12 protein-coding genes are annotated in these 13,280 nt (G+C 70.2%); 5 read left to right on the top strand and 7 right to left on the bottom strand.

Annotation, left to right across the window (positions count from 1 at the left end; genetic code table 11):
- Genes maiA through fahA form a run of 6 tightly spaced genes read right to left on the bottom strand, consistent with a single transcriptional unit; the run spans position 1 to position 5,237 of the window.
- A complete protein-coding gene (gene maiA / locus HGN31_RS06700; RefSeq protein ID WP_168782729.1) occupies positions 1 to 657 on the bottom strand; it encodes a maleylacetoacetate isomerase in 657 nt (218 codons plus the stop codon).
- Complete coding sequence (locus HGN31_RS06695; RefSeq protein WP_036702738.1) at positions 650 to 1,216, bottom strand: VOC family protein; 567 nt, start codon at positions 1,214 to 1,216, stop codon at positions 650 to 652. Before HGN31_RS06695 ends, maiA begins: the two co-directional genes overlap by 8 nt.
- An 11-nt stretch (positions 1,217 to 1,227) precedes the next feature.
- Positions 1,228 to 1,434, bottom strand: coding sequence for a DUF2783 domain-containing protein (locus HGN31_RS06690; protein WP_168782728.1), 207 nt, complete (start codon positions 1,432 to 1,434; stop codon positions 1,228 to 1,230).
- 1 nt (position 1,435) lies between these two features.
- A complete protein-coding gene (locus tag HGN31_RS06685) occupies positions 1,436 to 3,055 on the bottom strand; it encodes an FAD-dependent oxidoreductase (protein ID WP_168782727.1) in 1,620 nt (539 codons plus the stop codon).
- Positions 3,056 to 3,085: 30 nt separating this feature from the next.
- Entirely contained in the window at positions 3,086 to 4,036 is a 951-nt protein-coding gene (locus tag HGN31_RS06680; protein ID WP_168782726.1) for an MBL fold metallo-hydrolase, read from the bottom strand.
- A gap of 4 nt (positions 4,037 to 4,040) precedes the next feature.
- Positions 4,041 to 5,237 carry a fumarylacetoacetase gene (gene fahA, locus HGN31_RS06675; RefSeq protein ID WP_168782725.1) on the bottom strand — a complete coding sequence of 399 codons (1,197 nt, stop codon included), beginning with the start codon at positions 5,235 to 5,237 and terminating at the stop codon, positions 4,041 to 4,043.
- A 215-nt stretch (positions 5,238 to 5,452) separates the two neighbouring features.
- Between fahA and HGN31_RS06670 the strand changes: the two genes are divergently transcribed.
- A complete protein-coding gene (locus HGN31_RS06670; protein WP_168782724.1) occupies positions 5,453 to 5,794 on the top strand; it encodes a zinc ribbon domain-containing protein YjdM in 342 nt (113 codons plus the stop codon).
- 67 nt (positions 5,795 to 5,861) lie between these two features.
- Here the strand turns inward: HGN31_RS06670 and HGN31_RS06665 are convergent, their stop codons facing one another.
- Positions 5,862 to 6,923, bottom strand: a complete 1,062-nt coding sequence (locus HGN31_RS06665; RefSeq protein ID WP_168782723.1) for an Mrp/NBP35 family ATP-binding protein — start codon at positions 6,921 to 6,923, stop codon at positions 5,862 to 5,864.
- 306 nt (positions 6,924 to 7,229) lie between these two features.
- Between HGN31_RS06665 and HGN31_RS06660 the strand changes: the two genes are divergently transcribed.
- The 4 genes from HGN31_RS06660 to HGN31_RS06640 all read left to right on the top strand — a co-directional run bounded on the left by HGN31_RS06660 (position 7,230) and on the right by HGN31_RS06640 (position 13,267).
- Positions 7,230 to 7,628 (top strand): hypothetical protein, encoded by a 399-nt coding sequence (locus HGN31_RS06660; protein ID WP_168782722.1) that lies wholly within the window; start codon positions 7,230 to 7,232, stop codon positions 7,626 to 7,628.
- Positions 7,629 to 7,674: 46 nt separating this feature from the next.
- Positions 7,675 to 8,493: a hypothetical protein gene (locus HGN31_RS16305; RefSeq protein ID WP_211096348.1), complete on the top strand. Its 819-nt coding sequence runs from the start codon at positions 7,675 to 7,677 to the stop codon at positions 8,491 to 8,493.
- 84 nt (positions 8,494 to 8,577) lie between these two features.
- Positions 8,578 to 10,674, top strand: a complete 2,097-nt coding sequence (locus HGN31_RS06645) for a c-type cytochrome (RefSeq protein WP_168782721.1) — start codon at positions 8,578 to 8,580, stop codon at positions 10,672 to 10,674.
- 19 nt (positions 10,675 to 10,693) lie between these two features.
- Positions 10,694 to 13,267: a molybdopterin-containing oxidoreductase family protein gene (locus tag HGN31_RS06640; RefSeq protein ID WP_197055247.1), complete on the top strand. Its 2,574-nt coding sequence runs from the start codon at positions 10,694 to 10,696 to the stop codon at positions 13,265 to 13,267.
- Positions 13,268 to 13,280: the final 13 nt, after the last annotated feature.

Here is a 13,280-nt window from a genome sequence, read left to right as displayed (position 1 = left end):
TCAGGCGGTTTTGGCTGAGGCGGGCTTGAAGTTGTCGGGGTGGGCGCTGGCGATCACGCCCAAGGTCGCGCAGGCCTGCGAGACCGCGGCGATGCGAGGCAGGTGGTCGAAGCGCACCTCCCACCGGCGGGCGTTGTAGAGCTGCGGGACCAGCACGCAGTCGGCGTAGCCCGGCGCGTCGCCGTGGCAGAAGCGGCCGGTCGCGGGGTGGTCGAGCAGCTTCTCGACCGCCGCCAGCCCGCGGCTGATGTTGTCGCGGTTCCAGGCGGCGCGCGCTTCGGGCGACGAGATCGCCTCGATGCGTTCGAGCACGGCGAGGTTCGACAGCGGGTGGATGTCGCAGGCGATGGCCAGCGCGATGGCCCGCACCCGCGCCCGCCCCGCCGCGTCGCGGGGCAGCAGCGGCACGGCGGCGCGGGTCTCGTCCAGATAGTCCAGCATCGCCAGCGACTGGGTCAGCATCAGCCCGTCGATGGCCAGCGCCGGGACGACCCCTTGCGGGTTCCGCGCCAGATGTTCGGGCGCGCGCTGCTCGCCCGCGACCAGATCGACCGGCACGCGGTCATAGGCGATGTCCTTGAGCTCCAGCGCCAGCCGGACGCGATAGGCCGCCGACGAGCGCCAGTAGTCATAGAGGATCGGGCGCCGGTCAGGCATGGATGCCGGTCGGCTTGACGTCCTTGCCACGCTCCTTGGCGTGCAGCCAGTCGGCGTGCCGCGGCGCGCGCTTGGTCCGGGACCACTCCTCCAGCATCTCCCATTTCACCGCGTCGAGGCGGGCGAGCATCGCCTCTTCCTCGGGGTCGGGGCAGGCGAGTTCGATCCGGTGCCCGTTCGGGTCGAAGAAATAGATCGAATGGAAAATGGCGTGATCCGTCACCCCCAGCACCTCGACCCCGTTCGCCTCGAGCCGCTCCTTGAAGGCCAAGAGCGTGTCGCGGTCGGCGACCTTGAAGGCGATGTGCTGGACCCATTTCGGGGTGTTCGGGTCGCGCCCCATCTCGGGCTTGGTGGGCAGCTCGAAGAACGCCAGCACGTTGCCGTTCCCGGCATCGAGGAACAGGTGCATGTAGGGGTCCGGCTCGTGGGTCGAGGGCACCTCGTCCTCGGCGATGGCGAGGATGAAGTCCATGTTCAGGTTCTTGACGTACCAGTCCACGGTCTCCTTCGCGTCCTTGCAGCGATAGGCGACGTGGTGGATCTGCTCGATCTTCAGCGTGGGCGCGGTCATGGCGTCTGCTCCGGTTTGAGGGCGGCGGCGGCGAGGGCCTGGCGCAGCACCTGCGGGTCACCGATGTGGTTGGCGAGGATCAGGATGAGCCGGGCGTTGAGCGCGTCCGACTGCGGCTTCGTCAGCCCCTCGTGGGCGGCGAGCAGGTCGGCATAGAGGTTGTCGCCGTCCGGCAGGTTGCGCGACAGGTTGAGGGCGGCCATCTCACGCCTCCTCGGGTTGGCCGGTCGCGCGCGACAGCGCGGCGGCGACGGCGGCGGGGTCGAAGGACGGCCAGCGGGCCGCGACGTGCTGGTCGGGGCGGATCAGATAGACCCCCTGCGGCGCGTCCCCGAGATAGCGCTCGGCCAGCGCGCCGGTGGCCGTCAGGTTCAGCGCGCGCGCCGGGATGCCGGCCGCCAGCACGTCCTGCGCCTCGGTGTTCAGCGCCAGCACAACGAACGCGCCGCAGCGCAGCTGGTCGAGCAGGAACCCGTCCCCCAGCGGCGCGTCGCTGCACGGGCTGCCAGGGCGCGACCGCGCCGGCGCCTCGGGCAGCGCGTCGGGGGTGTTCAGCGCCGGGCCGTCATAGGTGCAGGGCACCGACAGCCGGCCCGAGTTCACCAGCGGTCGCGGGAAGTCATAATGCTCGGCGAGATCCAGCACCGCGTCGCGGAACACCCGGCTGATCTCGGACTTCGGCGTGATGAAGTCGGTCGAGCGCGACGAGTTGAGGATGTTCTCGTCCGCGCCATGCGCCCGCTCGGCATCATAGCTGTCCAGCAGTGTCTCGGGCGCCTTGCCGTCGATCACCAGCGCCAGCTTCCAGCCGAGGTTGTCGGTGTCCTGCAGCCCGCTGTTGGCGCCGCGCGCGCCGAAGGGGCTGACCTGATGGGCCGCGTCGCCGGCGAAGATCACCCGCCCGTGCCGGAACTTCTGCATCCGGCGGCACTGGAAGGTGTAGATGCTCACCCACTCCAGCTCGAAATTGACGTCCTCGCCCAGCATTGCCCTGAGCCGGGGGATGACGTTCTCGGGTCGCTTCTCGGCCTCACGGTCGATGTCCCAGCCGAGTTGCAGGTCGATGCGCCACACGTCGTCGGGCTGCTTGTGAAGCAGCGCCGACTGGCCGCGGTTGAAGGGCGGGTCGAACCAGAACCAGCGCTCGGTCGGGAACTGGGCGTCCATCACCACGTCGGCGATCAGGAAGTTGTCCTGAAACACCCGGCCCACGAAATCGAGCCCCAGCATCCCGCGCACCGGGCTCGACGCCCCGTCGCAGGCGATGAGCCAGTCGGCCTCAAGCTGGTAGGGGCCGTCCGGCGTCTCGACCGTGACCCGCACCCCGTCCTCGCGCGGGGCCACCGCCGTCACCCGGCTGCCGCCGCGCAACTCGATGGGCGCGCCCTCGGCGCGGGCTGCCTGCACGCGGTTCAGCAGGTATTCCTCGAAGTAATACTGCTGCAGGTTGATGAACGCCGGTCGCCGGTGCCCGTCCTCGGGCAACAGGTTGAAATCATAGACCTTGCGCTCGTCGAAGAAGACCTTGCCGAGGTTCCAGACGATGCCCTTGTCCACCATCGGCTGACCGCAGCCGAGCCGGTCGAGGATTTCGAGCGGGCGCTTGGCAAAGCAGATCGCCCGGCTGCCGAAGCTGACCTTGTCATTGTCGTCGAGGATCAGCACCTCGACGCCCTTCAGCCCCAGTTCGAGCGCCGCGGCCATGCCGATGGGGCCGGCCCCGACCACGATGACCTTGTGGCGCGCCGGCTCGGCCGCGTCCTGATCGGCGGTGCGGGCATAGGGGTAAAGCGGCGTCTCGAAGATCTTCTGATGTTGCGTCATGGCTCCTCCCCAGGCAGCGACGCGGATGGCTCAGCCTTGCAGCGCGTCCCACATCTCGCGGTCGCGCTGGGCGGTCCAGACGCGCGGTGTGTCGATGCCGCGGGCCTCGTCATAGGCGCGCGCCACGTTGAACGGCAGGCAGTGCTCGTAGATGGCGAAGTCCTTGAACTTCGGGTCGCATTCCGCCCGCACCGCGTCCCACGCCTGCTTCAGCGAGCCGCCGCGGGCGACGATCCGGCGCACCGGGCGATAGGTCGACTGGACGAAATCGCGGGTGCTTTCGATGGCCGCCGTGACCGCTGCGCGGCCCACCAGCGCGTCGCCACGGCCCGGCGCGATCGCCTCGGGCTCGAAGCTCGCGATCATGTCGAGCGTGTCGCCCCAGTCCTCGAAATGCCCGTCGCCGCAGTAGCAGGCCGAGTGCTGCTCGACGATGTCGCCGGTGAACATCACGCCGGCGTCGGGCACCCAGACCACGATGTCGCCCGCGGTGTGGGCGCGGCCAAGCTGCATCAGCTCGACCCGGCGGTTGCCCAGGTCCACCGTCATCCGCCCGTCGAAGGTGATCGTGGGCCAGGTCAGCCCGGGGATCTCCTCATGCCCCTGGAAGAGGCGCGGGAAACGCGCGAACTCGCTGTCCCAGTCCTCCTGCCCGCGCTCGGCGACCATGGCGCGGGCGGTGTCGGACATGATGATGTTCTCGGCGCCATAGGCCGAGGCACCCAGCACCCGGACGGCGTGGTAATGGGTCAGCGCAAGGAACTTGATCGGCTTGTCGGTGACCTCGCGCACCCGCTCGATCACCATGCGGGCGAGGCGCGGGGTGGCCTGCGCCTCGACGATCATCACCGCGTCGTCGCCGATGATGACGCCGGTGTTGGGGTCGCCCTCGGCGGTGAAGGCCCAGAGGCCGGGGCCGATCTCGGTGAAGCTGATCCGCTTTTCGGCCATGTCGCCGGCGGATGCGAATTGCTTGCTCATGGGGTCACTCCTTCGCGGGCAGGATGGTGCCGGTGCAGGGGCCGAAGCCGATGCGGTAGCCGTCCCCCTGGGCGTGGGCGTAAAGCCCGATCTCGTCGCCGTCATCGATGAAGGTCCGCTCGGCGCCGTTCACCGTGACCGGGCGCTTGCCGCCCTCGGTCATTTCGAGCAGCGCTCCGGTCTGGTCGCGCGTCGGGCCCGAGATCGTCCCCGACCCCAGCAGGTCGCCGACCCGCATCGGGCAGCCGCTCTCGGTGTGATGGGCGAGCTGCTGGGCCGACGAGTAGTACATCTCGCGGTAGTTGGTCTCGGACATCCGCTGGCCGTTCATCGTCCAGCCGACGGTCAGGTCGTAGAACCCCGGCCGGCTTTCGCGCAGATAGGGCAGCAGCGGGTTGACCCGCGCGGCGCCCTCGGCGCGGAAGGGTTCCAGCGCCGCCTGCGTGACCACCCACGGGCTGATCGTGGTGCCGAGCGCCTTGGACTGGAACGGCCCGAGCGGCTGGTATTCCCACGCCTGCACGTCGCGGGCCGACCAGTCGTTGAGCAGCACATAGCCGAAGATCATCGCCTCGGCGTCCTCGACCGACACCCGCTCGCCCATGGTGCTGTCGGCGCCGACGATGGCGCCGAGTTCCAACTCGAGGTCCAGCCGCTGGCACGGCCCCCAGACCGGCCCGTCCTCGCCCTTGAGCTGCCCCATCGGGCGGCGGATCGGGGTGCCCGACACGACCACCGACGAGGCCCGGCCGTTGTAGCCGATGGGCATATGCGTCCATTGCGCGGGCAGCGCGTTCTCGGGCCCGCGGAACAGCACGCCGACGTTGAAGGCGTGGTTCTTCGAGGCGTAGAAGTCGGTGTATTCCGCCACCCGGATCGGCAGGTGCAGCGTGGCGTCGGCCATCGGCACCAGCGGCAGCGGGTCGGTCGCGCCTTCCGCGAGCAGCTCTGTCAGCCGCGCCCGCGTCGCGGCCCAGGCGTCGCGGCCGAGCGCCATGAAGTCGTTCAGCTGCGGCGCGGCGAACGTCCCCTGCGCGTCGATCAGCCCCTCCGCCTCGGCGGCGGCGAGGTCGAGGATCTGGTCCCCGATCGCGACCCCGCAGCGCGGCGCATCGCCGTTCACCGAGAACACGCCGTAGGGCAGGTTCTGAAGCGGGAAGTCGCAGCCCGGGGCGTTGGCGGTCTCGATCCGGCTTTTCATGGGGCGCTCGTCGTCCGTTGGCTCAGGGACAGGGGATCACGCGCAGCACCAGCACGCCGGAGGCCACGCAGCGGGGCAGGGTCGGGGGATGGGGTAAAGGTTGCATCGCCCCTCTCCCCCAAGGTCGTTGCATTTGAAACCATATACGGGGCCCGGATCGTGGCTGTCAAGCGGGGCTCTGGCCTCGCCCGGCCGCGGGGGCTATAGGCGCAGGCATGACCGACGCCCTGCCTCCGTGCCCCGAATGTGGATCGAGCTTCACCTACGCGCTCGACGCGGGGCTTGCCTGTCCTGAGTGCGGGCATGAGTGGCAGCCCGGGGCGGGCGACGCCGAGGCCCCCGAGGTGCGCGACAGCGTCGGCAACATGCTGCGCGACGGGGACACGGTGACGGTCATCAAGGACCTGAAGGTCAAGGGCTCGTCGGCGGTCGTCAAGGTCGGCACCAAGGTCAAGGGCATCCGGCTGGTCGAGGGCGACCACGACATCGACTGCCGCATCCCGGGGATCGGGCAGATGGGGCTCAAGTCCCAGTTCGTCCGCAAGGTGGCCGAGTAAGGTCCGGCGCTGCGGCGGTTGGCCACGCGCCGCCCGCTGAGCCGCGCCGCGGCCCGATACGCCCCGCTCAGACCGCGCCCAGCAGCACCGCGATCCGGTCCACGACCCGGCCCATCGCCCGCCCCGCCGGCCCGTCCTCGAGCACGAAGGGCGCGCCCGCGTCGCCGCCCTCGCACACCGCGCCGTCGAGCGGCAGCGCGCCGAGGAACTCGATCCCCGTCGCCTCGGCCAGCGCCGCCCCGCCGCCGGTCTTGAAGATCGCCTCTTCATGGCCGCAGGCGCTGCAAACATGGGTGCTCATGTTCTCGACCACGCCCAGCACCGGCACCTCGAGCCGGTCGAAGAGGTCGAGCGCCCGGCGCGTGTCGATCAGCGAGATGTCCTGCGGCGTGGTGACCACGATCGCCCCGGTCAGGTCGACCTGCTGGGCGAGCGTCAGCGCCACGTCGCCGGTCCCCGGCGGCAGGTCCACCACCAGCACGTCGAGCGCCGGCCAGGCCACGTCGAACAGCATCTGCCGCAGGGTGTTGACGAGGATCGGCCCGCGCCAGATCAGCGCCGAGTCCGGCGGGAAGAGCGAGCCGGCCGAGACCAGCGCCACCCCGTGCGCGCTGAGCGGGATCAGCGCGTCCTCGCGCGCCACGTTGCGGCCCGTCGCGCCCAGCATCCGGTGCGCCGAGGGGCCGAAGATGTCGGCGTCGAGCAGCCCCACCCGCAACCCGCGCTGGCCCAGCCCGACGGCAAGGTTGACCGCGACGCTCGACTTGCCGACCCCGCCCTTGCCGGCGCCGACGGCGATGACGTGACCGACGCCCGCCAGCTCGCGCGGGGCCGGGCGGGCCGCGCCGCCGAGGTCGGGCACGGCGGTCGCATGGGCGATCTCGACCGAGGCGAGGCCGGGCAGGGTGCCCGGCAGCGCCTGCAGCGCGGCCTCGAGCGTCGGGCGCTCGGCCTCGGGCAGGGTCGGCTCGACCACCAGCCGGGCGGTGGCGCCGGGGATCTCGGCCCCCCCGGCCGAGGCCCCGCCCGAGAGGCTGACGACGCGGATCAGGCCGCGGGCGACCCAGCGGCCCGGAGAGCCCGCCGCGTCCGGCAGCGCGTCGATGGCGGTTTCGATCTGGTCGCGCATGGGGCCTCCGATTCGGGGTCTGGGCGGTGAAACGCGGCCGAGGGTGCGGCCCGGCGGGGGCGCCGGCAAGCCGCGGCCGAGTGTGGCGTTATGTCGCAGACTGCCCGATCTGACACGGCCTGACAAACTGTCAGCGGGCGAGAAGTTACGGGTTTTGATGCGCTTCGGCCCGACCTGACAGAATGGCAGTCCGGTCGCGCCCGGCGCACGATTTTTCCTTTATCAACCCGATCACGAGACTGTTTACCCGAGCGCATCGTGTCGGGCAGGGTAACGTCAAGCCAACCACAGCGAAGGGTTGTCGTCATGCGCCAGCAGGCTCGCGCCGCCAGCACCACGATCCGAATTCTGTTTTTCGCGGCCACGCTGGCCGCCGGGGCGGCCGGGGTCGCCGCGGCGCAGACCGTGCCCGCGCCCGCCGCCGTGGCGCCACCGCCCGAGGTCGGGGCCGTCCAGCCGCTGCGCTACATCGCCGGGCTGGCGCCGGATCGCCGGCCGGCGGCGGTGCCCCACATCGTCGCGGTGCGCAAGTCCTCGGCCTGGTACGAGCGGGCGCTGCACGGGATCTCGAAGCCCTATCCGCCCTCGCTTCAATTCCTCGACGATGTCGGGATGTGGCATTTCTTCTTTGGCAATCCCGGCATGCCGGGGCCTTACGACATCCGCGGCTGGCACAGCGCGGACACGGATCGCCTCGCGCGATGACTGTCCCGGAGAACGGGACGACACTTAACCTCAAGGGAGACTGGAAATGAGCCTGGTGAAGAAGATCGCGATCGTGGCCCTGTGCACCGCCGCGTCGGCGGCGTCGGCGCAGTCGATGTCCGGCATGGGTGGCATGAGCGGCATGTCCGGCATGGGCGGCATGTCGGGGATGTCCGGCATGGGTGGCATGTCCGGGATGTCCGGGATGTCGGGCATGGCTGGCCACGACGGCTGGGCCTGTACCCAGTGGACCCTGCTGCCGACCGCTGCTGCCGCGATGGTCGGCATGGGTGGCATGGCCGGGATGTCGGGCATGGGCGGCATGTCCGGTATGGGCGGCATGTCGGGCATGGGTGGCATGTCGGGCATGGGTGGCATGAGCGGTATGTCGGGCATGGGCGGCATGGGTGGCATGTCGGGTATGGACGGCATGGGCGGCATGGGTGGCATGTCGGGTATGGACGGCATGGGCGGCATGGGTGGCATGTCCGGTATGGGCGGTATGAGCGGCATGTCCGGTATGGGCGGCATGAGCGGCGTGTCGGGCATGGGCGGCATGGGTGGCATGTCGGGCATGGACGGCATGGGCGGCATGTCCGGTATGGGTGGCATGAGCGGCATGTCGGGCATGGGCGGCATGGGTGGCATGTCGGGCATGGACGGCATGGGCGGCATGTCCGGCATGAGCGGCATGGGCGGCATGAGCGGCATGTCGGGCATGGGTGGCATGTCCGGGATGTCGGGCATGGGCGGCATGTCGGGGATGAGCGGCATGGGTGGCATGTCGGGCATGTCCGGCATGGCCGGCGAAGCTCCGGCCGGCATGACCTGGGCCTGCACCCAGTACACCACCGCCAAGAACTGACCCCAGCACGCATCGACCGGGCGGCGCACGCCGCCCGGTCACAGCACGAGGCAGGGCTGCGCCTGCCCAGCCAGGGACACCACGATGACACGCCAGCAGATCACGGCCAGCCGCATCTTTCCTATTCCCACCCGCCCCTCGACGGGCGCGGGGTTGCTGTTTCTGGGTGCGGCGGCGTTGCTGGCCCACCCCGCGCCGCTGGCCGCGCAGGACGGCGAGAAGCTGTTCAAGCTCTGCGCGACCTGCCACACCGTGACCAAGGACGGCGCCAAGAAGGTCGGCCCCAACCTCTGGGGCGTGGTCAACCGCCCTGCCGCCTCGGTCGAGGGCTTCAAGTATTCCAAGTCGATGCAGGAGCGGGCGGGCCAGCCGTGGACGCCGGAACTGCTCGAGGAGTATCTCGCCGCGCCCAAGACCATCGTGCCCGGCACGACGATGAGCTTTACCGGGATCAAGAAACCCGAAGAGCGCAAGGCGCTCGTGGCGTGGCTCGGCCAGCAGTCCGACAATCCGGTCGTGCCTGCCGCCGCCGACCCGCCCGCCGCCGCTGACGCCGCAGCGCCCGCTGCTGCCCCTGCTGCTGCCCCTGCGGCGACCGCAGCCACCGCGCCAGCCCCCGAGTCCGCGCCCGCAGCCGCAGCCGAGGCCGCACCTGCCGCGCCCGCCGTGGCCGACGCCGCGACCAATCCGGCCCCGGCCGCCGCCGTCGATCCGGCGCAGACCACGCCCGCCCCCGCGGATGCCGAGACCACCACCCCCGCGGCCAGCGTCGCGCCGGGCACCGCCCGGGCCGAGGTCGCCGTCGAGACCGCGCCGGGCACCGCCCCGCCGCTGGCCGAGAACCCGGCGCCCGAGACGCTCTCGCCCGGCGGCGAGACCCCGAACGCCGGCGTCGCCCGCCCCGAGGGTGCCCCCGAAGTCTCGGCGCTGCCGCAGGGCGAGATCGTGCAGGTCGAACACCGCGACCCGCCCGGCGAGACCGACGCCGAGATCGCCGCCATCGGCGAGAAGCTCGCCGCGCTCAAGGCGTCGCTGCCGGGCATGGACTATCAGCGCGCCCGCTATCACCCGATCCATTTCCAGCCCGCGATCGCCACGGCGACGGACTCGGAATGCCTCGCCTGTCACAAGGAAATCCTGAACCACAAGGTCGCCGTCGCCAGCCCCGCCGGGCTGCGGGCCGACAGCACCATCGCGTGGTACCAGACGCTCGACACCTACATGCAGGACCAGCAGGACTTCCACTGGCGCCACATGGAGAGCGACTTCGCCAAGGCGACGATGAAGCTCACCTGCAACTTCTGCCACAAGGGCAACGACCCGCGCGAGGAAAGCCCGGACATGATGCCCGGCCGGCACGCCTTCAGCTCGCCCGTGCAGCCCGAGTTCACCAACCGCAAGATGGTCAACCCGTCCGAGACCTGCCTGCGCTGCCACGGCCAGATGCCCGACCCGGTGAACATCATGGGCCTGGGCGGTCCCTGGCCCGAGGTCCGCGCGGACATGGAGGACCCCACCTCGGACGACCCGACGCTGGCCAACGGCTGCCTGTCCTGCCACGCCGAGACCTTCCGCACCAACCGCCACAACGTGACCTATCTCAACGCGGCGAGCATCGAGGATCTGGCGCAGGCCGGGTCGGACACCTGCTATGGCTGCCACGGCGGGCGGGCGTGGTTCCGCACCTCGTATCCCTATCCGCGGACCGCGTGGCCGGGGATGGACACCGAGACGGTACCCGACTGGGCGCTGGGCCGGCAAACCCGCAGCGACGTCGCCTGGCGGATGCCCGACTCGGACCCGACGCCCGGCTGGGACGAGGACGAGGGGCCGGCGGTCAACCCCGCCACCCTGCCGACCGACCCGATGGGCGAACAGGCCGCCGCCGCGCCGAGCGCCTCGGGCGTGCCGTCGGGCGGCCCGGCCGAGCCCGCGCCGGTGATGGGCGCGCAGCCGCCGACCGATCCGACGCTGCCCACCGCGCCCGATGCCGGCGTGGCGCCGCTCGACCCGCAGGCGGACGGCAGCCCGGTGACCGATGAGGCGCGGCTGCCGCCGAACAACCCGGGCACCTCGACGGGGGCGACCCCGCCCGACGCGCCGCCGGCGATGCCCGGTGCCGGCGCGCCGGCGCCCGCCTCGCCCGATGCGGCGGCGCCTGCCGCTGCCCCCGCCAACTGAGCCGAAAGGGGACCAACCCATGACCCGACCGATGCTGACCGCGCTGCTCGACCCCGCCGCCTGGGCGCGCGCGCTGACCCCGACCCGGCGCCAGTTCCTGCAGACCGCGACCGCCACCGCCGCCACCGCCCTCGTGCTGCCGTCCGTGCCGCGCCGGGCCGAGGCCTTCGCCTACGAGCCCTATCCCAAGGACGACGAGCTCGAGACGGTGGTGACGTCCTGCGCGCACAACTGCGGCAGCCGCCACATGCTCGTCGCGCACAAGAAGGGCGACGTGATCGTCCGCCTCTCGACCGACAACGGCACCTACCAGGGCGACGCCTACGGCACCGACACCGAGGAAAAGCCGCAGGTCCGTGCCTGCCTGCGCGGCCGCAGCTACCGCGCGCGCCTCTATTCGCCCGAGCGGTTGCTCTACCCGATGAAGCGCGTGGGCGCGCGGGGCGAGGCCAAGTTCAAGCGCATCTCGTGGGACCAGGCGCTGAGCGAGATCGCCGAGCGGATGGTGCACCTCAAGACCACCTACGGCCCGACCGCGCTGCTCGACCAGTCCTACGCGGGTGCGTCCTACGGGGTGCTGCACAAGTCCGACCAGATCGAGGGGCTGCTGGGCCGCTTCCTCGGGATGTTCGGCTGCCGCACCAACTCGTGGTCGGTGCCGTCCTACCAGGGGACGACGTTCTCGAGCCGGATGACCTTCGGCACCATCGAGGACGGCAACGAGGACGACGCCTACGCCCACTGCAAGCTGATCATCATGTGGGGGTGGAACCCGGCCTACACGTTCCACGGCGGCAACACGTTCTACTATATGCGGATGGCCAAGCAGCGCGGCTGCAAGTTCGTGCTGGTCGATCCGCAGTACACCGACTCGGCCGCCGCCTATGATGCGTGGTGGATCCCGATCAAGCCGAACACCGATGCGGCGATGATGGCGGGCATGGCCTACCACATCTTCGACATGGGCCTGCACGATCAGGAGTTCATCAACCGCTTCGTGCAGGGGATGGACGCAGGCACCATGCCGGTCTGGGCGCAGGGGCACGAGAACTTCCGCGACTATCTGCGCGGCGACTATGACGGCACGCCCAAGACGCCCGAATGGGCCGCCGAAATCTGCGGCGTCAGCGCCGACGACATCCGCAAGCTGGCCGAGATGTACGCCACGACCAAGCCCGCCGCGCTGAAGGCGAGCTGGGCACCGGGCCGCAACGCCTATGGCGAGCAATACAACCGCATGGCCGCCGCCCTTCAGGCGATGACCGGCAACATCGGCATCCTCGGCGGCTGTGCCGAGGGCGTGGGCAAGGCCTGGCACCCCGAGGCGGTGGCCTATCCCTATGACCAGAACGCCAACCTCTGGTGGGCCTCGATCAAGTCCGACCGCTGGGCGCATATCGTGCTCAACTATCCCAACGTGCGGCGCGAAGAGGCGGGGCTATGGCCGCGCAGCGACGAGCTGGACGGGGTGGTGCCGAACATCCGCGGCATCTTCTGGCAGGGTTCGGACTGGCTGAACCAGCTCACCAACATCAACAAGGAGATCGAGGCGATCCGCCGCCTCGACAGCTACGGCGAGGGCGAGAGCCTGCTCGTCTGCATGGACTCGACCATCACGCCGACCGGGATCTGGGCCGACTACCTGCTGCCCATCGCCACCCACTTCGAGCGGCACGACGTCGCCCTGCCGTGGTACAAGGGGCACTATTACATCCACCGCCCGGTGGTCATCCAGCCGATGGGCGAAAGCCGCACCGACTTTCAGGTGTTCACCGAGCTGGCCTATCGGCTGGGCTTCGGCGAGGCCTACAACCCCAAGGCCAACCGCAACTACTTCAACGACCCCGACGAGGTGGACGAAGCCTATCTGGTCGACTGGTGGCACAAGGTGCAGGAACACCAGCACGTCGACTGGAGCTGGGAGACGTTCAAGAAGCGCGGCGTCTACAAGTTCATCCTGCCCGAGCCGCATGTCGCCTTCCGCGCGCAGATCGAGCAGGGGGTGCCGTTCCAGACCGCCTCCGGCAAGATCGAGATCTTCTCGGGTCAGCTCGCGCAGATCACCGACTGGACGCGGACCCAGTACGGCTATCACATCCCGGCGATCCCGAAGTGGATCGAGCCGTGGGAAAGCCTGAACAGCCCCAAGACGGCCAAGTATCCGTTCCACCTCATCAGCCCGCACCCGCGCTGGCGCACGCACTCGATCTTCAACAACATCCCCTGGCTGCGCGAGACCTTCAGCCAGGAGACGACGATGAATGCCGCGGACGCCAAGCGCCTGGGCATCCAGACCGGCGACACGATCGAGGTCTGGAACGAGCGCGGAAAGGTGGTCACGCCGGTCTACGTCACCGAGCGCTGCATGCCCGGCGTCGCGGTGCTGCATGAGGGCGCGTGGATGGACCTCGATTCGAACGGCGTGGACCGGTCGGGCAACCCCGACTTCCTCACGCTCGACGAGCCGTCGCCCGCCGGAGCCTTTGCCTACAACACGGTTCTCGTGGATATTGCCAAGAGCGACCTGATCCACCGGCCGGGCTGGGACCAGCTGTCCACCGCCCGCAGCCACGTCTTCCGCCGCGATCTCTGAGGGGGGCTCGACC

The organism is Paracoccus sanguinis (genome assembly GCF_012689545.1).
Lineage (GTDB): Bacteria > Pseudomonadota > Alphaproteobacteria > Rhodobacterales > Rhodobacteraceae > Paracoccus > Paracoccus panacisoli.
This window is presented reverse-complemented; position numbering and strand designations above follow the sequence as displayed.